Annotated in this window: 16 protein-coding genes; 9 read left to right on the forward strand and 7 right to left on the reverse strand. The window is 62.9% G+C overall.

Annotated features, from left to right (window positions below):
* Positions 1–3 precede the first annotated feature (3 nt).
* Positions 4–1,671, reverse strand: a complete 1,668-nt coding sequence (locus AC0L2X_RS07050; RefSeq protein WP_473558917.1) for an amidohydrolase — start codon at positions 1,669–1,671, stop codon at positions 4–6.
* A gap of 141 nt (positions 1,672–1,812) precedes the next feature.
* On the opposite strand from AC0L2X_RS07050, the gene AC0L2X_RS07055 reads away from it, so the two are divergent.
* The 7 genes from AC0L2X_RS07055 to AC0L2X_RS07085 all read left to right on the forward strand — a co-directional run bounded on the left by AC0L2X_RS07055 (position 1,813) and on the right by AC0L2X_RS07085 (position 8,721).
* The gene (locus tag AC0L2X_RS07055; RefSeq protein ID WP_473558919.1) at positions 1,813–2,844 is read left to right on the forward strand and encodes a histone deacetylase family protein; all 1,032 of its coding nucleotides are present in this window, start codon (positions 1,813–1,815) and stop codon (positions 2,842–2,844) included.
* Between the two features lie 8 nt (positions 2,845–2,852).
* Positions 2,853–3,062, forward strand: a complete 210-nt coding sequence (locus AC0L2X_RS07060; protein ID WP_473558921.1) for a hypothetical protein — start codon at positions 2,853–2,855, stop codon at positions 3,060–3,062.
* Between the two features lie 16 nt (positions 3,063–3,078).
* Positions 3,079–4,722, forward strand: coding sequence for an MFS transporter (locus tag AC0L2X_RS07065; protein WP_473558923.1), 1,644 nt, complete (start codon positions 3,079–3,081; stop codon positions 4,720–4,722).
* 136 nt (positions 4,723–4,858) lie between these two features.
* The gene (locus AC0L2X_RS07070; protein ID WP_473558925.1) at positions 4,859–5,719 is read left to right on the forward strand and encodes an FAD binding domain-containing protein; all 861 of its coding nucleotides are present in this window, start codon (positions 4,859–4,861) and stop codon (positions 5,717–5,719) included.
* Positions 5,719–6,195 carry a (2Fe-2S)-binding protein gene (locus AC0L2X_RS07075; protein ID WP_352488787.1) on the forward strand — a complete coding sequence of 159 codons (477 nt, stop codon included), beginning with the start codon at positions 5,719–5,721 and terminating at the stop codon, positions 6,193–6,195. Before AC0L2X_RS07070 ends, AC0L2X_RS07075 begins: the two co-directional genes overlap by 1 nt.
* Positions 6,196–6,211: 16 nt before the next feature.
* A complete protein-coding gene (locus AC0L2X_RS07080; RefSeq protein ID WP_473558927.1) occupies positions 6,212–8,476 on the forward strand; it encodes a xanthine dehydrogenase family protein molybdopterin-binding subunit in 2,265 nt (754 codons plus the stop codon).
* Positions 8,476–8,721: a MoaD/ThiS family protein gene (locus AC0L2X_RS07085; RefSeq protein ID WP_473558928.1), complete on the forward strand. Its 246-nt coding sequence runs from the start codon at positions 8,476–8,478 to the stop codon at positions 8,719–8,721. The genes AC0L2X_RS07080 and AC0L2X_RS07085 overlap by 1 nt, the downstream gene beginning before the upstream one ends.
* 302 nt (positions 8,722–9,023) lie before the next feature.
* Here the strand turns inward: AC0L2X_RS07085 and AC0L2X_RS07090 are convergent, their stop codons facing one another.
* Positions 9,024–9,635, reverse strand: a complete 612-nt coding sequence (locus tag AC0L2X_RS07090) for a TetR/AcrR family transcriptional regulator (RefSeq protein ID WP_473558930.1) — start codon at positions 9,633–9,635, stop codon at positions 9,024–9,026.
* A gap of 96 nt (positions 9,636–9,731) precedes the next feature.
* Between AC0L2X_RS07090 and AC0L2X_RS07095 the strand changes: the two genes are divergently transcribed.
* Positions 9,732–11,159 carry a coniferyl aldehyde dehydrogenase gene (locus AC0L2X_RS07095; RefSeq protein ID WP_473558931.1) on the forward strand — a complete coding sequence of 476 codons (1,428 nt, stop codon included), beginning with the start codon at positions 9,732–9,734 and terminating at the stop codon, positions 11,157–11,159.
* Positions 11,160–11,200: 41 nt separating this feature from the next.
* Positions 11,201–11,662: a GFA family protein gene (locus tag AC0L2X_RS07100; RefSeq protein WP_473599492.1), complete on the forward strand. Its 462-nt coding sequence runs from the start codon at positions 11,201–11,203 to the stop codon at positions 11,660–11,662.
* Positions 11,663–12,093: 431 nt separating this feature from the next.
* Here the strand turns inward: AC0L2X_RS07100 and AC0L2X_RS07105 are convergent, their stop codons facing one another.
* From AC0L2X_RS07105 to AC0L2X_RS07125, 5 genes are all read right to left on the reverse strand, one after another.
* Positions 12,094–13,947 (reverse strand): adenylate/guanylate cyclase domain-containing protein, encoded by a 1,854-nt coding sequence (locus tag AC0L2X_RS07105; RefSeq protein WP_473558933.1) that lies wholly within the window; start codon positions 13,945–13,947, stop codon positions 12,094–12,096.
* 163 nt (positions 13,948–14,110) lie between these two features.
* Positions 14,111–15,127 carry an aminopeptidase gene (locus AC0L2X_RS07110; protein ID WP_473558946.1) on the reverse strand — a complete coding sequence of 339 codons (1,017 nt, stop codon included), beginning with the start codon at positions 15,125–15,127 and terminating at the stop codon, positions 14,111–14,113.
* A gap of 351 nt (positions 15,128–15,478) precedes the next feature.
* The gene (locus AC0L2X_RS07115; protein ID WP_473558472.1) at positions 15,479–15,898 is read right to left on the reverse strand and encodes a DOPA 4,5-dioxygenase family protein; all 420 of its coding nucleotides are present in this window, start codon (positions 15,896–15,898) and stop codon (positions 15,479–15,481) included.
* 1 nt (position 15,899) lies between these two features.
* Positions 15,900–16,025, reverse strand: coding sequence for a TetR family transcriptional regulator (locus AC0L2X_RS07120; RefSeq protein ID WP_473558475.1), 126 nt, complete (start codon positions 16,023–16,025; stop codon positions 15,900–15,902).
* A gap of 36 nt (positions 16,026–16,061) precedes the next feature.
* Positions 16,062–16,574 carry an OmpA family protein gene (locus AC0L2X_RS07125; protein WP_473558477.1) on the reverse strand — a complete coding sequence of 171 codons (513 nt, stop codon included), beginning with the start codon at positions 16,572–16,574 and terminating at the stop codon, positions 16,062–16,064.
* Positions 16,575–16,577 lie beyond the last annotated feature (3 nt).

Raw genomic sequence — 16,577 nt, forward strand, 5'->3', positions numbered from 1 at the left:
TCATCAAACCTGATAAGTGATCTTGCCGCCGCAGATGGTGCTGACCGGATGCACCTTGTGCAGCAAACCCGGTTCAGTTGCTTCGATATCGGCCGACAGCACCACCAGATCGGCCAGATAGCCTGGTTTCAGCCGGCCCTTACGGTGCTCCATGAATTCGGCATAGGCACCTTCGACCGTATAGCCGGCAAGTGCTTCCAGCAGCGAGAAGCTCTGGTCGGGGTCGCCCGCTGCCCAAGGCTTGCGCAGCACCGCCGCCTGAACGCCCAGGATCGGGTCGACCCGCGACACCGGCCAGTCGGAAGCGAAGACGACATGCGCACCCGCCTGCTTCAGCGTCCGCCAGGCATAGCTCAGCGGCCATCTTTTGCGACCGATGCGCGAAAGCGTCGGCTCCAGCGGGAAGTCCATGGCGCCGGGCGGGTGCGGCGGCTGCATCGAAGCGATGACGCCGAGTTCGGCGAAGCGTGGCACGTCGGCGGCAGTGGTCACCTCGATGTGCTCGACCCGGTGCCGGCTGTCGCGCCTGCCGTTCTTCCGCTGCGCCGCCTCGTAACCGTCGAGAACCGCGCGCACCGCGCCGTCGCCGATCGAATGCACGGCGATCTGCAGGCCGCGCCGATCGGCCTCCACCGCCACCTCGGCGAAATGCTCGGGCGTAAACAGCGGCTCACCGCGCCAGCCCGGCCGGTCGGCATAGTCGTCGACCATGACCGCGGTCCAGCCTTCGAGCACGCCGTCATAAAACATCTTGACCATGCCGGACGACAGCCATTCCGACCGGTAGGCGGAAGCCATCCTCGACGCTTTTTCCAGCATGTCCAGCGGCATGAAATTCTTGAAATGAAAAGGTATCTTGGTGCGGCAGAGCAGCCGCCCTTCCTGCTCCAGCCCGGCAAGCAGCTCGAGCTGGTAGAGATTGCCGTCCATGTTCTGGATCGAGGTGATGCCGTGGCGGGCGCACCATTCCAGCCCGCGATGCAACAGGTCGCGATCGGCCGCGACTTCGGCGGCGGAAGGATACGGGTCGGGCTCTCCGCCTGTCGCAAGGCCGAGCCGAACGCGGTTCTGCCCGGAAAGCTCGAGGATCGGCCCGAACGCCTCGCCCTCGCGCAATTCGCCGGCCGCGAGGCCGTCGGTGCCCATGACGATCTCGTTGCCGGGACCGAGTTGCTTGCCGTGCAGGATGCCAGCCAGCTCCAGCGCCTTGGTGTTGGCCCACATCGTGTGGTGATCGGAAGCCGACATCGCGAACGGCCGGTCGGCGATAATGCGGTCGAGATGATGGCGGGTGACCGGCTCTTCCTTCGAAAGGATAGTGTAGTCGACGCCTGCCCCAAGCAGCAATTTGGCGTTCGGCCGTGCGTCCGCATAGGCGCGGATCGCGTCGCTCATCGCATCGAAGCCATGCACGCCCTGAAGGTGAAGATTATCCAGTTCGGCCGCGCCGCCGAAAAGATGCATATGCGCTTCGATGAAGCCCGGCACCACCGACCTGCCTTGCGCATCGATGACCTTCGTGGCCGGCCCTTTCAGCGCCTCGATGGTACGGCGATCACCAACCGCCAGGATGTTGCCGTCCTTTATCGCCACCGCCTCGGCCGTCGGATTGCCTTCGTCCATGGTCAGCACACGGGCATTGGTGACGATCAGGTCGGCATTTGAACTCATGATTACCCGCGGTTCGGTTGCGCTGCCGGCAGGCTAGACGACCGGCTGCCGGGCCAGCAAGCCATGGCTGGTTGGCCCAGCGCCTTGTGAAAGGCAGTGCAGGACGGTTAGGGTCGCTGCGTATCACCACGGAATAATTTCATGAAGACTGTTTTTTCGCCTCTCCATGCCGGCCATTCCGGCAATGTCGAATTGATCGCCGGCGCCATCGTGCCGGCTTTTGAAAAGCCTTCGCGCGCCGAGTTCATCAGGGCGCGGGTGGAGAGCGAGAAGCTCGGTCCGATCCTGCCGCCGGAAATCCACGACCTCGCCGCCGCCAGGAAGGTGCATGCCGGCGACTACGTCGATTTCCTGCCGACCGTGTGGCCGCTCTGGGAAGCGTCGGGCCGGACCGGTTCGGCCATTCCGTTCACCTGGCCGACGCGCGGCCTGCGCGGCGACGTGCGCCCGAAAGGCATCGACGCGCTGCTCGGCTTCTACTCCTTCGATGGCGGCGCCACGTTCGTCAAAGGCACATGGGATGCGATCAAGTCGTCCTATGACGTCGCGCTGACCGCCGCCGCGCTGGTCAAGGCCGGTGAGCCTTCCGCCTTCGCGCTCTGCCGCCCGCCGGGGCACCACGCCGGCGCAGCCTTCATGGGCGGCTATTGCTTCATCAACAACGCCGCCGTCGCCGCGCAGTGGTTTCGCGACCATGGCGCCGCGCGCGTTTCGATCCTCGACGTCGATTATCACCACGGCAACGGCACCCAGGAGATCTTCTACCGCCGCGGCGACGTTCAGGTGCTGAACCTGCATGGCGATCCGATGACCGAATATCCGTTCTTCCTCGGCCATGCCGACGAACGCGGCGAGGGCGACGGCGAAGGCTTCAACGACAATTATCCGATGCCCTTCGGCACCGGCTGGGAGGTGTGGAATGCCTCGCTCGAGGACGCTTGCACGAGGCTTTTGGCTTATGCTCCCGACGTCGTCGTCGTTTCACTCGGCGTCGACACGTTCGAGAAGGACCCGATCAGCCAGTTCAAGCTGAAAACGGGCGACTACCCCAGGATCGGCCGCCGCATCGCCAGGCTCGGCCTGCCGACGCTGTTCGTCATGGAAGGCGGCTACGCCGTCGAGGAGATCGGCATCAACGCCGTCGGCGTGCTGACTGGCTTCGAGGACCGCTAGAACCGCCGGTGCCTGCAATCACATGGCAGCGCGTGGCAAGCGGTGCCGCCGGCCTGACCGACCGCTTCGCCTGCAACGGCACGCGCTGGCCGGGTCCGCTATCTTGTTGTTGGACCATGATGTTTTTCCAGAATGCGTTCGCCCTTTGCGAAATGATGATCTATTTTTTGAATCCTTGGCTTGAGGGGCCGATTCATCGGAAGAACAAACGCATTTGAGCCTGGGAAAGCATTTATGAACGACGACACACCGGAAAGCGAAAGCGCCTCGGCGCTGGCGCCGTTCCGGCACGGCATCTTCCGGGCGGTGTGGTCCGCCAGCCTCGTCTCCAATTTCGGCGGCCTCATCCAGGGCGTCGGCGCCGCCTGGATGATGACCACGATCGCCACCTCGTCCTACCAGGTGGCATTGGTCCAGGCCTCGACCACCTTGCCGATCATGCTCTTCGCGCTGCTGGCCGGCGCCATCGCCGACAGCTTCAACCGGCGCAAAATCATGCTGATCGCCCAGATCTTCATGCTCGTCGTCTCGGCTCTTCTGACCGTCTTCACCTATCTCGACCTGATGACGCCGTGGACGCTGCTCGCCTTCACCTTCCTGATCGACAGCGGCACCGCGCTCAACAGCCCGTCCTGGCAGGCTTCGGTCGGCGACATGGTGCCTCGCACCAAGGTGCCGGCGGCGATCGCGCTCAACTCGATGGGCTTCAACCTGACGCGCAGCGTTGGCCCGGCGATCGGTGGCATCATCGTTGCCGCCGCAGGCGCCGCCGCGGCCTTTGCCGTCAACACACTGAGCTATGTCGGCCTCATCGTCGTGCTGGCCCGCTGGAAGCCGGAACTGCCGGCATCGACCTTGCCGCGCGAGACGCTGGGCGCCGCAATGGGCGCCGGCCTGCGCTACGTCGCCATGTCGCCCAATATCGGCAAGGTGCTGGTCAGGAGCTCGGCTTTCGGCTTCAGCGCCGGCGCGGTCCTGGCGCTGCTGCCGCTGGTCGCACGCGACGTCGTCAAGGGCGATGCCTTGAGCTACGGCATCATGCTCGGCGCTTTCGGCATCGGCGCCGTCGGCGGCGCGCTGACCAGCGTCAGGCTGCGGCAGCTGCTGTCCAGCGAAACCATGGTGCGCATGGCATTTGCCGGTTTCGCCGTCTGCGCCTTTAACGCCGCCGTTAGCAATCATGCCTGGCAGACGTCGCTCGGCCTGCTGGTCGGCGGCGCCTGCTGGGTGATGGCGCTGTCGCATTTCAACGTCACCGTGCAGATGTCGACGCCGCGCTGGGTGGTCGGCCGCGTGCTTTCGGTCTACCAGACCGCGACCTTCGGCGGCATCGCGCTCGGCAGCTGGGTCTGGGGCGTCGTTGCCGACGCGCATGGCGCCGAAGTCGCCCTGATGGCGGCCAGCGTCGCCATGCTGGCGGGAGGCGCCATCGGCCTGCTGCTGCCGCTGCCGCAGCAGGCGGTGCTCAACCTCGACCCGCTCAACCGTTTTCAGGAGCCGCATCTGGCGCTTGATCTCAAGCCGCGCAGCGGCCCCATCGCCATCATGATCGAATATGTCATCCGTAACGAGGACGTACCGGAATTCCTCGCCACCATGGCCGAGCGCGGCCGCGTCCGCCGCCGTGACGGCGCCCGCAACTGGACGCTGGCGCGCGACCTCGAAAATCCCTCGATATGGATCGAGCACTACCACACGCCGACCTGGGTCGAATATATTCGCCACAATCGGCGCGCCACCTACGCCGACGCGGTCATCGGCGAGCGTATAAGGGCCCTGCACAGCGGCAACGAGCCACCGCGCGTCCGCCGCATGATCGAGCGCCCGACAACGGCCGGCACGGCGCTGGTGATGCCGAAAGGACCGATCGAGCATTAATGGCTGGCGGTGCGTCCAGTTGAACGAGCAAATGAAATTGCGGCGCCTGGCCCAATCCGCGAATGCACGAACAGGATGGCCATTGTGGAGAGACGGTTATATCAGTTGATGTGACTATGACCACTAAGGGGAGACGATGCGTTACATACGTCCGCTTTCAATTGAAGACGCCGCCGGCCTGTTGGCCGGTTCAGCCGGCACGGCCGCCATTCTCGCCGGAGGCAGCGACCTCTTGGTGAGGATGAAAGGCGGCTTCATCGAACCCGACCTGATCGTCGACATCAAGGCGATCGAGGGCTTGAGTGAAATCAGGGAAACGCCGGAGGGCTTCAGCATTGGTGCCGCGGTCCCCTGCGCCGTGTTGGGAGAGAACGCGGCCCTGAACAAGGCATGGCCCGGCGTCGTCGAAGCGGCAAAGCTGATCGGCTCCAAGCAGGTTCAGGGACGCTGCACCATCGTCGGCAATCTGTGCAACGCCTCGCCGGCCGCCGACAGCGTGCCGGCGCTGGTGGCCGCTGGCGCCAAGGCGGTGGTCGTCGGCCCGGGAACCAGGCGCACGATTGCCGTGGAAGCGGTGCCGACTGGGCCGGGCAAGACCTCGCTGGCCAAGGGCGAGATCATCGAGGCAATCCTGCTCGACAAACGTTTGCCGCGTTCGGGCGATGCCTATCTGCGTTTCATTCCGCGCACGGAGATGGACATCGCGGTGGTAAGCGCCGGCGTGAACCTGACGCTCGACGAGCAAGGTCGCGTCAAATCCGCCCGCCTGGCGCTGGGCGCCGTGGCGCCGACGGTGGTTCTGGTCGAGGAGGCCGCCGAGGTTCTCATCGGCTCCAAGCTGGACGAAGCCACGCTGGAGAGGCTCGCCAAGGTCTGCTCGGGCGCCTGCCGCCCGATTGACGACAAGCGCGGCACTATCGAATTCAGACGGAAAGTCGCGGGTGTGCTGGCCAAGCGGGCCGCCATGACCGCCTATGCACGCGCAGGAGGCAAATGATGGCTGGTGTGGCAGTATCAACGACAATCAACGGCGACAATGTCGAGTTCCTTTGCCAGCCGGACGAGACGCTGCTTGACGTCCTGCGCGATCGCCTGGGGCTGACGGGCGCCAAGGAAGGCTGCGGCACCGGGGACTGCGGCGCCTGCAGCATCATCCTCGACGATCGGCTGGTGTGCTCGTGCCTGGTGCTCGGCGCGGAGGCCGAGGGCCGGCACGTCGAGACCATCGAGGGCATGGCGCATGGCGACACGCTGCATCCGCTGCAGCAGAAATTCCTCGAGCACGCCGCACTTCAATGCGGCATCTGCACGCCGGGCTTCCTGATCGCGGCGAAGGACCTTTTGGCCAAGAACCCCGACCCGACCGAGGAGGAAATCCGCTTTGGCCTCGCCGGCAACCTCTGCCGCTGCACCGGCTATGACAAGATCGTGCGCGCCGTCCAGGACGCCGCCATCGTAATGAAACAAGCGTGATGAAGGGAGCCTGACGATGAATTTCGATCCGCGTTATTCGGGACGCAGTTTCACATCTGTCGGCACGCGCCCCATCCGTCCCGACGGCGTCGACAAGGTGACGGGCCGCGCGCGCTACGGCGCCGACTTCAACGTGGCCGGGCAACTGGTCGGGCGCATCCTGCGCAGCCCGCATGCCCACGCCGTGATCCGCAAGATCGACATCTCGAAGGCGCAGAAGCTTCCGGGCGTCAAGGCGGTGATAACGGCCGCCGACCTGCCGGACCTCACCGACGGCGATGCCGCCATGTACGACATCCTCGACAACTGCATGGCGCGCAAGAAAGCGCTCTATGACGGCCACGCCGTGGCCGCGGTCGCGGCGGTCGATGCCCGCACGGCAAGGCAGGCGCTGAAGCTGATCGAGGTCGACTACGAGGTGCTGCCGCATGTCACCGATGTCGACGAGGCGATGAAGCACTCCGCACCCCTGGTCAACGACGCCATCTTCACCGAGGGCCTCGAGCAAAAGCCCGTCAAGCCTTCCAATGTCACCAAGCGCAGCCAGTTCGGCCATGGCGACATCCACCAGGGTTTCGGCCAGGCCGATTTCGTCGTCGAACGCTCCTTCAAGACCGAGCAGACGCACCAGGGTTATATCGAGCCGCATGCCTGCGTGGCCAATGTCAGTTCCGACGGCACCGCCGACCTCTGGGTCTGTACGCAAGGCCATTTTGTCTATCGCCAGCACTGCGCCCAGCTGCTTGGCATGGAGGCCTCTAAGCTGCGCGTCACCTCCTCGGAGATCGGCGGCGGTTTCGGCGGCAAGACCCATGTCTGGGCCGAGCCGGTGGCGCTGGCGCTGTCGCGCAAGGCCGGCCGGCCGGTCAAGCTGGTGATGACGCGCGACGAGGTGTTCCGCGCCTCCGGCCCGACCAGCGCCACCTCGATCGATGTTCGGATCGGCGCCCGCAAGGACGGCACGATCACGGCGGCAGAGGCGACGCTGCGCTATAGCTGCGGCCCCTATGCCGGCACGTGGGCCGAGATAGGCGCCATGACCGCCTTTGCCTGCTACAAGCTCGAGAACGTCAAGACGGTCGGCTACGAAGTGCTCGTCAACCGGCCCAAGACCGCGGCCTATCGCGCGCCGTCGGCGCCGATGGCGGCGTTTGCGGTGGAAAGCGCGGTCGACGAGCTGGCCAAGGAGATCGGCATGGATCCCGTCGAGTTCCGGATCAGGAACGCGGCGCAGGAAGGAACCAGATCATCTTACGGCCCGGTATACGGCCCGATCGGCATCGGGCCGACGCTGGAGGCGGTGAAGAACCATCCGCACATGAAGGCGCCGCTCGGCAAGAACCAGGGCCGCGGCATGGCCTGCGGCTTCTGGTTCAATTTCGGTGGCCAGACCTGCACGGACCTCAATATCGGCATGGACGGTTCGGTCTCGCTTGCCGTCGGAACCGTTGACGTGGGCGGTTCACGCGCCTCGCTGTCGCTGGTCGCGGCGGAGGAGCTCGGTATCCCCTATGAGCAGGTCAAGGCGGTGGTCGCCGATACGTCCAGCCTCGGCTACAACGACATGACGGACGGCAGCCGCGGCACCTTCTCGTCTTCGATGGCGACGATCTCCGCCGCCCGCAACGCCATCAAGGTGTTGCGGGAACGCGCCGCGCAGATGTGGGACATTCCCGTCGACGACGTGGTGTGGGAAGAGGGCCGCGCCATTGCCAAAGGCGCGACGCACGGCAACCTTTCGCCGCTGTCGCTGAAGGAGATCGCGGCCGCGTCAGGAAAGACGGGTGGACCGATTGCCGGCCATAGCGAGCTCGTCGCCGACGGCGCCGGCGTCTCCTTCGCCACCCATATCTGCGATATCGAGGTGGATCCCGAGACCGGCTCCACCAGGGTGCTGCGCTACACCGTCGTCCAGGACGCCGGCAAGGCGGTGCATCCGACCTACGTCGAGGGGCAGTACCAGGGGGGTGCCGCCCAAGGCATCGGCTGGGCGCTCAACGAGGAGTATATCTACGGCAAGGACGGGCGGCTGCAGAACCCTGGCTTCCTCGACTACCGTATCCCGGTCTGCTCGGACCTGCCGATGATCGACACGCAGATCCTCGAGATCCCCAACCCCAACCATCCCTACGGGGTGCGCGGCGTCGGCGAGACCTCGATCGTGCCGCCGCTGGCGGCGATCGCCAATGCGGTGTCGAACGCGGTCGGGGTGCGCATGACGCACATCCCGATGTCGCCGCCGCGGATTCTGGCGGCGATCGAGGCTGAACGGGAAGGCTGATGGTCGAGGTGACGCTCTGGGGATCGCTTGGCGCGCTCGCCGGAGGCAAGAGCAAGGTCGAGATCGAGGCGAAGGATATTCGGGAGCTGTTCAGGAAACTGGCTGAACAATATCCCGGCCTCGAGCCCTACATCGATCGCGGTATCGCCGTCGCCATCGACGGGACGATCTATCGCGACACCTGGTCGAAGGAACTGCCGGAAGGCGCGGAGATTTTCCTGCTGCCGAGACTGGCCGGGGGATAAGTGGACAACCGCGTCCCTAGCATCGACGACCAAGACTTGGCCTAGGCTCGAGGAAGATCTCGGCTATCCACGAGAATTCTTGGCCGGTTCCGCCGGCGAGTTTGGTTCGTTTTCGATGACTGCTTCTGTGTCGATGACAGACATAGAAGCGAGCGAGCTACACGTCAGGTTTGGGCGGGATGCTGATCTGACCCAAAGCCGCTTCTCGCAAGATTGCCGTCGGCAATCGGTGGCGAGAAGCGGTCATTCACTAATGACCTGTTTGCGGCCAAGAGCGGATATTTTTGCATGAACAGCTAGTGTCATGATGCCGGGTTCGCCAGCCCTTCCATCAGCGTGCTTAAAGCCGCATCCAAGGGGGCCGATCCGACTTTCTCTGACACCAGGAGCCCATCGATCGCAAGCATGGTCATACCATGGATGAGCCCCCACCAGGCTGCCGCCTGACCTTCTATCGGCCGCTTGCGAATGCTCCCCGCGGCCTGGCCGCGCCGGAGGATTTCGAGCGCTACATCGAAGACCGCGAGCGCCCGGTCATTGAGATGCATCCCTGCGGCTTTCTCCTCCCCCGCGCTGAACATCAGGCGGTAGAGAGCCGGGTTGTCCGTTCCGAACGCGACGTAGGCATGAGATACCGGAGTGATTTCGTCGCGCAGAGATTTGGGCGTCTTGGGCTTGGCCGCCGATAGACACTCCCGCAGTCGGTCGAAGCCAATCATGGCGAGCTCCGCAAGCAGCGCGGCTTTGTCCGGAAAGTGCTTGTAGGGTGCCGCGTGGCTTACGCCCGCGCGGCGGGCGACTTCGCGCAACGTGAACTGCCAGCCCTTCTCCTCCCGAAGCATATCCAACGCCGTTTCGATAACCGCACGACGGAGGTCACCGTGGTGATAGGGGCGATCGGGTGCGTCCCGCATGATACCTCAAAGTTTCTTGTGGTTACATTGTTGACAGTGACTACTTAAGCGCCTATGTAAGGGCATAAGTTTCTCTTGTCTACATTGGAGTGGACCATGAACGCAACCGCAAATACCACCGACGCTAATCGGCTGTGCAGTCTCCTCGCGGCCCAGCGTGCTGCTTTCCTGCGTGACGGAGCGCCTTCGCTGGCGCAGCGACGCTCTGATCTGGCTAGGTTCAGGGCCACGTTAATCGGGCACCGCAAAGCGATCGAAGATGCCATCAATGCCGATTTCGGGCATCGCTCGAGGTATGAGACGGCGATCATGGAGGTTGGAGGGGTCGCCGAGGGAACGAAGTATTTGATCCGCAACCTTCGCAGCTTCATGGCGCCTTCCCGCCGCCACGTTGCTCTGCACATGCGAATGGGCAACGCCCGCATTGAATACCAGCCGCTTGGCGTTGTCGGCGTCATGTCGCCCTGGAATTACCCGGTAAACCTGTCGCTGATGCCGGTTGTCACGGCCATCGCTGCCGGAAACCGGGTGATGCTGAAGCCCTCAGAGTTCACGCCCGTAACAAATGCGCTGCTCGCAAAAATGTTCGGCGAGATATTCTCCGAGGACCAGTTCGCGATCGTGACCGGTGATGCGGCGGTAGGGGCGGATTTCACTGCCCTGCCGTTCGATCACTTGGTCTTCACGGGGAGCACCGCAGTAGGGCGATCGGTGATGAAGGCCGCAAGCGACAACCTCGTTCCGGTTACCCTCGAACTCGGAGGCAAGTCGCCTAGCATCGTTGCCAAGGGCCACGACCTCGACCAAGCGGCGACTTCAATTGTCTACGGAAAGCTGCTCAGCGCCGGACAAACCTGCATCGCTCCGGACTACGCACTCATCCACGAAAGCGAAGTTGACGCGTTCGTCAAGGCATATGACCGGAAGGTGATGTCCTTCTATGCTGACGGTCCGACGAGTGAACACTACACCTCAATCATCAACGCGCGGCACTATGCCCGGCTACAGGGCCTCACCGACGATGCCCGCTCCAAAGGAGCGCAGATCATAGAGGTTGGCAATCGGCCCGGTGAGGCGTCTCTGCGCCCCAACACGCTGGCGCCAACTGTCGTGCTCGGAGTCACAGACGACATGCGCATCGCTCATGAGGAAATCTTCGGCCCGGTCCTGCCGATTTTTCCCTACCGCGACGTTGAAGAAGCGATTGCCTATGTGAACGCCCGGCCTCGGCCGCTCGCGCTCTACTACTTCGGTGCCGATGACGAACACCGGCGCAAAGTGCTGAGCCGAACAACCTCAGGCAACGTCACTATCAACGGGACGATCATGCACATCGCCCAGGATGACTTGCCCTTCGGCGGCGTCGGGGCCAGCGGCATGGGCGCATACCATGGCATCGAAGGCTTCCATAACCTCAGCCACGCCAAGGGGATCTATGAGCAGGGCCGTTGGAACCTCTCCAACCTTCTGCGCGCGCCCTTCAGACAGCCGATCGATACCATCCTCAACGTGATGCTCCGGTGACCAGCATGCCATCATTAAGTCAAGCTCGGGAGCATCCGAACATGACCAATGACACGTCGTTGCCGCTACGCGGCTCATGCGAATGCGGCGCCTGCTCGTTCGAGGTGCATACCTCGCCGAAAGCCAGGTTCCGGTGCCACTGCCTGATCTGCCAGGCGTTCAACGGCAAACCGTTTGCGGATGTGGTCGCCGTTCGCGGCACGGATGTCGTGCTGAAAAACGCCGGCAATATTTCGTTCAAGAAATACCGCCCGCCTCCGAACTTCAATCGCGGGGTCTGCCGGACTTGCGGCAAGCCCGTTGTGGAGGTTGCGGGCGTCGGGCCGTTCAAGGTGATGTTCATCCCCGCCAGCAATTTCGAGCCCGAGGCCCGGCTGCCGCCGGTTCGGTTCGACATGTTCTATCACCGTCGAGTGCTGGATATGCCCGATAGCGTGCCCAAATACAGCGGCTATTTTGCGAGCGAGTGGGCGGTCGGGAAACTTATCATAAGTGGCTTGTGAAATGGAAAGTCGATCTGTTTGGCGAGGCGTTACCCGATTGCTCCCCTACGCCAGCAGCGAGGCCACGCCGGCGGCAGCTTAGGGTCCCGGACGACAGTACGTTTGAACGCCTTGATCCTGCTAGTTGAGAAAACCCTCGGCTATCCACGAGAATTCTTGGCCAGTTCAGCCGGCGAATTCGGCTCCTTTTCGATGACTGCTTCCGTGTCAATGACAGTCATGGAAGCGAGCGAGCTTTGTGGCCATAAGCGGACTGGCAGCTTCTGGCTGCGCATCTTCAAGGGTGGACATTCAAATCGGCGCAGGCGTCTTCGCGACCTGATACAGGAGCCCTGCCGACATCCTTAGGAGGAAGCTCGGACTGAATCTCACCAGCGAGACGGGCAAGGGTGCTGTGTGCGCCGGTTCTCCAGCCGGGCTCGCAAACGAAACTACTTCATTGGCATTCCCGCGGCCACCAGATCGGCCACCTGTCGATCAATCACTGCAGGATTGGTATGGAAAGTCATATCGCGCCACCGCGCGGCCTTAAGCCACGGCTGCATGGCAAGCGCCTTGAGGGCTTCACTGCGTGCATCGTCAGTTTTTCCAAGATGGACATCGTTGATGGCACGTAGCAGCGGAACAGTGATCATGAAGTCTGAAGCCTTCGTGATCAGTGCAGCAGATTCGGCGTACTTTTCGATATCCGTCAGGGCATTCGCCTTCATCACGAGATAATAATCGGCGAAGTTTGGATCGTTCCTGAGCCCGTATTCTGCTCGCTCAATGGCCTTGTCTGTCAGGCCGCTGAAGCGGGCTGCTGATGAAAGGTCGCCGATGAGAAACGCGTCTCCGGGCGAAAGCGCAATCACCTCATCAGCCCTACGCAGAGACAGATCGAAGTTGCCCTCATGAGCGCTGACGTAGACGGATGACCACAAGCAGCTTTTTCTTGCGTCGGGTCCGAGGTTTGCCCGCGGAAGAACCTTTGCTTCCAGTTCGGACGCCATGCGCCAATGTTCGTCAGGCTTTTCGTCAAAGCCGAGGCCGGCCGCCAAGACGTGATCCCAAGCCAGTCCGCACGATAGCAGCGAGGAGTCGGGAAATTTGGCCAGGCCCTCAAGAATTATGTCCGTCGCCTTCACCAGGCTCTCGGGCGTGAACTGCCCAAAAAAGAAATTGGAGCGAAGGAAGAAGTCGTACTCTTCAAGATCCGGTGTGTCCTTTTCCCAGACCTTCTTGTATTCGCTGTCGTACATTTTTCCGCGCTGGCCACCAAGCGTCCCAATGATGCGTTCGATCGCCTCGTCCTGAATCACAAGGGGATTGCTTCCAGAGCGATCGAACTTTTCCGCCCAGAGATTTTCGCCTGTGCGCGCGTTGATCAGCTGCGCGGTGATGCGCACCCGGTCCGTCTCCTTCCAGATGCTGCCCTCGATCACGTAGGCCGCGTTCAACTCTTGGCCGATCTGGCGGACATCGGTTGGCTTGTCCTTGTAGACAAAGGTAGAGCTACGCGAGAGCACCTTAAGTTCGGTGACGCCTGCCAGCATCGAGATCAAATTGTCTGTCATGCCGTCGCTGAAATACTCCAGCTTCGGGTCGCCGCTCATGTTCTTGAACGGCAGAACCGCGACGGTCGGGATACCACCCTGGCCCATATCGCGCTTTGTTCCATAGAACTGCCACCACGCCAGGACCGCCGTGACTGCTAAGACCAGCACCAGGAAGCTCGCCACGACTGGCAGCCGCGACCGGCTGCGGCGCGCGCGCCTGGGGCTGGCCTTGCCGCCGATCGTGACACGGTATGCCTCCACCGGCTCCGCGATGTTCTTGACCTTCAGCAGGCCCATCGACTGAAAGCCGAAAGCCAGCTTCTTCTCAACCTCGCGCGCGACCTTTGCAGACACCCAGATGCCGCCAGGCTCGGCAAGTTGTTCCAGCCGCGCCGCGATATTTACGCCCTCGCCAAACCGATCGTCACCCTCGATAATCACCTCGCCAAGATTGACGCCGATGCGCACTTCCACGCGCTGGTCTTTCGGCAACGAGGCGTTTCGCTCGGCCAGCCCACGTTGCAGCGAAACCGCGCACTCCATCGCCTCGACGACAGAAGAAAACTCCGCCAGCAGGCCGTCGCCCATCAGCTTGAAGATAGTGCCATGATGACGCGCCACTGTCGGTTCGAAAAGTTCCTTATGACCGGCGCGCACCCGTTCATGCGTACCCGCCTCGTCGCGCTCCATCATGGCAGAATATCCGACAACGTCAGCAGCAAGGATGGCGGCGAGCTTGCGGTCCATTTCGGAGCACTCTGTCGGCGGCCAACCTCGGAGACGAGGTGGCAAACCCTCCCGGTTCCAATCAGTTTCGCCTATCAGGACCTTACCCGCAAGCGGCTGCTGGTTGCGAAACGACTTGATTTGGGCCGGAAGCGTCCGCTTTTAGGGCGCTGCACTGTTCACCTCAATCACAGCTCTCCATAGCCTTCAGCGCTTCGGCGCGGGACGGTTTGTCCGCGATGCGTCGAACAGACGCGTAGAACCTTGGATAGTCGCCGGAACACAGGTCGAACAGGTGAAGAAATGCCGGAACCTGTTCACCGTAGACTGAGGTCGCAGCAAGCTTTGCGTTGTTGATCGGCTGTTCGAACCAGGCGTCGTAGCCCCGGTATCCGGCCCAGCGCCTGTCGCGCATGTGCCGGTAGCGCATCCGTAGCCTGTCGATCGTGGCCGCCTTGGCGGCTGCCATCTGCCGCGGAGTACGGGGACTTCCATAGACCTGGCCCAACTCGTCGCGCGTTTTCGCCACCAGCCCGAGAAAATCGGCGCTGCGCTTGCGATTGGCTTCGTAGCGGCGCAATCCGGCCCGATCGCCGGCGGCGCGGAGCCATTTTCTTGTGCCGGTGGTTTCGACGGCAACCGCGAAAGCCTCATTGAATGCGGAATCGCCATCCACATAGATGCGCTGGTGCGCCAGTTCATGGAAGACAAGGCTTGCGAGGTAGGTGTCGTCCTGACGGAGCATGGTGCTGAGCAGCGGGTCGCTGGACCAGCCCAGTGTGGAATAGGCGGTGATGCCGGTGACATAGACGTCCAGCCCCTGTCTCTGAAGCTCGATAGCGCTTTCCGTCGCGGATTTCCGGGAGAAGTAACCCCGGTAGGGAACGCAGCCGAAAACCGGAAAGCACCATGTTTTTGGCGCGAGCGAGAACTGCGGCGCGGCAAAAACGGCCCAGGTCACCGCATCCCGGTGGATGTCGACATAGCTGCGGTAGCTGCTGTTGTCGGGCAGTGACAGTTCATCCGTCGCAAACCGTCTTATGGCGCTCGCCGACGTCAGCTTGCTGCGCAATGCCTCAGGTGTCGAAGGATCGCGGATCAGTTTTCCAACATTTTTGCGCGCCGCCATGATCTCCACATGGCCCTCCAGCGACTGCGCATAGTAGGAAATGCTTGTGCAGCCGCTCACCCCGAACGCCATGGTCAGCGCGGCCAGTATTCGAAGAACGCGCCTCACCGTTTGCCCACCGCCTGCTTATCTCCCCAAAGGAGCTCTTGCTCTCACAGGCGCACCGATTTTCGTCAAGAAGACACCGGCCCAAGTTACCGCGCTCAGTCGCCCGCCCAGACAATCGCACATGGCGCTCCCCCACTCCGTCTCGGCTTCGCCGAGCCACCTCTCCCCCACATTCGTGGGGGATGAGGAAACCTGGGCTTTCCGAGGTTGCGACCTTGACGATTATCGATTCCTCTCCCTCATGAAATGGGGGAGAGGTGGCTCGGCGAAGCCGAGACGGAGTGGGGGTCGGCGCAGTCCCACGCGATTGCCCTGTTACGGCTCCAGCGTCGGCTCCGTATTCACCTCCAGCGCCTCCTCCGCCTCGTCCTCCTCGCCAAGCACCCCGCCTTTCACTCCCAGCGGGCGGCCTATCCAGATCGGGTCGACCAGATGGTCGCGCTTGGGGTTGGTGGTGTTGGGGTGGATGAGGATGCTCAGGCCGCCATGGTTCAGCATCAGCCATGGAACCAGCGAAGCGAAAATCTCGGTGGCGAAGGAGACCTGGTACATGGCCTGCTCGTGCGGACCGACCGGCTCGTCGCGCCAATTGCCCAGGCGCACGCGGAAACGCTCGCCGATGCGCAGGCGCAGCCATTCGGCATGCTGCCGCTCTGCCTGCCGGTCGTAGTAGATATGCGCGTGATAACTGGCAATTTCCGAAAGCGGCCTTGGACTGGCGGCGTCTTCGTTCACCTTAGTGCTCTCCTTCGATGCCTATCGCGGCGGTGATCAGGGCGGTCTTGGTCGGAAAATGCCGGAACGGCGCTCCCGACGACACCCCGGCCCTTTTGCCGGCCTCGCGAAAGCGGACCGTCTGCATCCGGCGTCGACGGACGGGAAGCGGACATCCAGTCCCCTACGACTCGTCCCTCACATCGCGCAAATTAGACACAACGCGGCGGTTCTGCGACCTGCAGGCGGTGTCGGGGCACTCGCGGACGAGCCTGTCCTTGCCGTAGCCCTTGGCCCACATGCGATTGCGGTCTATGCCGCCGGCGGCGAGGTAGTCCATCACCGCATCGGCGCGCTTCTGCGACAGCGCCGTTTCACTTGCGCCGGGATCGTCGGCGAAACCCTGCAGCTTGAGCAGCCAGCGCGGATGCTTTGCCAGCCAGGCGATCTGGGTGTCGAGGGTGGCCTTGGCGACGGAATCGAGCGCGGCCGAACCTTGCGTGAAATAGGTGCGGCGGCCGACATTGAGGATAAAATCCTCCTCGCTGCCCGGCTGCACGTTCTGGAAGCCGGCAACCTCGGTGTTGGTGACGTCGGGCGTGGGAGGGGCCAGCGTGTTGTTGGTCGAGCAGGATGCGGCCAGCAGCAGCAGGCCGGCGGCGAGCAGCCGGCGCGTGTTTTCAATCATGCGGTTCATGAG

Source organism: Mesorhizobium sp. WSM4828 (assembly GCF_055811175.1).

Coding starts and splice junctions, on each gene's coding strand:
- AC0L2X_RS07120 (WP_473558475.1), bottom strand. CDS start 16,025: ATGCAGACGGTCCGCTTTCGCGAGGCCGGCAAAAGGGCCGGGGTGTCG.
- AC0L2X_RS07085 (WP_473558928.1), top strand. CDS start 8,476: ATGGTCGAGGTGACGCTCTGGGGATCGCTTGGCGCGCTCGCCGGAGGC.
- AC0L2X_RS07070 (WP_473558925.1), top strand. CDS start 4,859: ATGCGTTACATACGTCCGCTTTCAATTGAAGACGCCGCCGGCCTGTTG.
- AC0L2X_RS07050 (WP_473558917.1), bottom strand. CDS start 1,671: ATGAGTTCAAATGCCGACCTGATCGTCACCAATGCCCGTGTGCTGACC.
- AC0L2X_RS07090 (WP_473558930.1), bottom strand. CDS start 9,635: ATGCGGGACGCACCCGATCGCCCCTATCACCACGGTGACCTCCGTCGT.
- AC0L2X_RS07105 (WP_473558933.1), bottom strand. CDS start 13,947: ATGGACCGCAAGCTCGCCGCCATCCTTGCTGCTGACGTTGTCGGATAT.
- AC0L2X_RS07125 (WP_473558477.1), bottom strand. CDS start 16,574: ATGAACCGCATGATTGAAAACACGCGCCGGCTGCTCGCCGCCGGCCTG.
- AC0L2X_RS07080 (WP_473558927.1), top strand. CDS start 6,212: ATGAATTTCGATCCGCGTTATTCGGGACGCAGTTTCACATCTGTCGGC.
- AC0L2X_RS07065 (WP_473558923.1), top strand. CDS start 3,079: ATGAACGACGACACACCGGAAAGCGAAAGCGCCTCGGCGCTGGCGCCG.
- AC0L2X_RS07110 (WP_473558946.1), bottom strand. CDS start 15,127: ATGGCGTTCGGGGTGAGCGGCTGCACAAGCATTTCCTACTATGCGCAG.
- AC0L2X_RS07100 (WP_473599492.1), top strand. CDS start 11,201: ATGACCAATGACACGTCGTTGCCGCTACGCGGCTCATGCGAATGCGGC.
- AC0L2X_RS07055 (WP_473558919.1), top strand. CDS start 1,813: ATGAAGACTGTTTTTTCGCCTCTCCATGCCGGCCATTCCGGCAATGTC.
- AC0L2X_RS07095 (WP_473558931.1), top strand. CDS start 9,732: ATGAACGCAACCGCAAATACCACCGACGCTAATCGGCTGTGCAGTCTC.
- AC0L2X_RS07075 (WP_352488787.1), top strand. CDS start 5,719: ATGGCTGGTGTGGCAGTATCAACGACAATCAACGGCGACAATGTCGAG.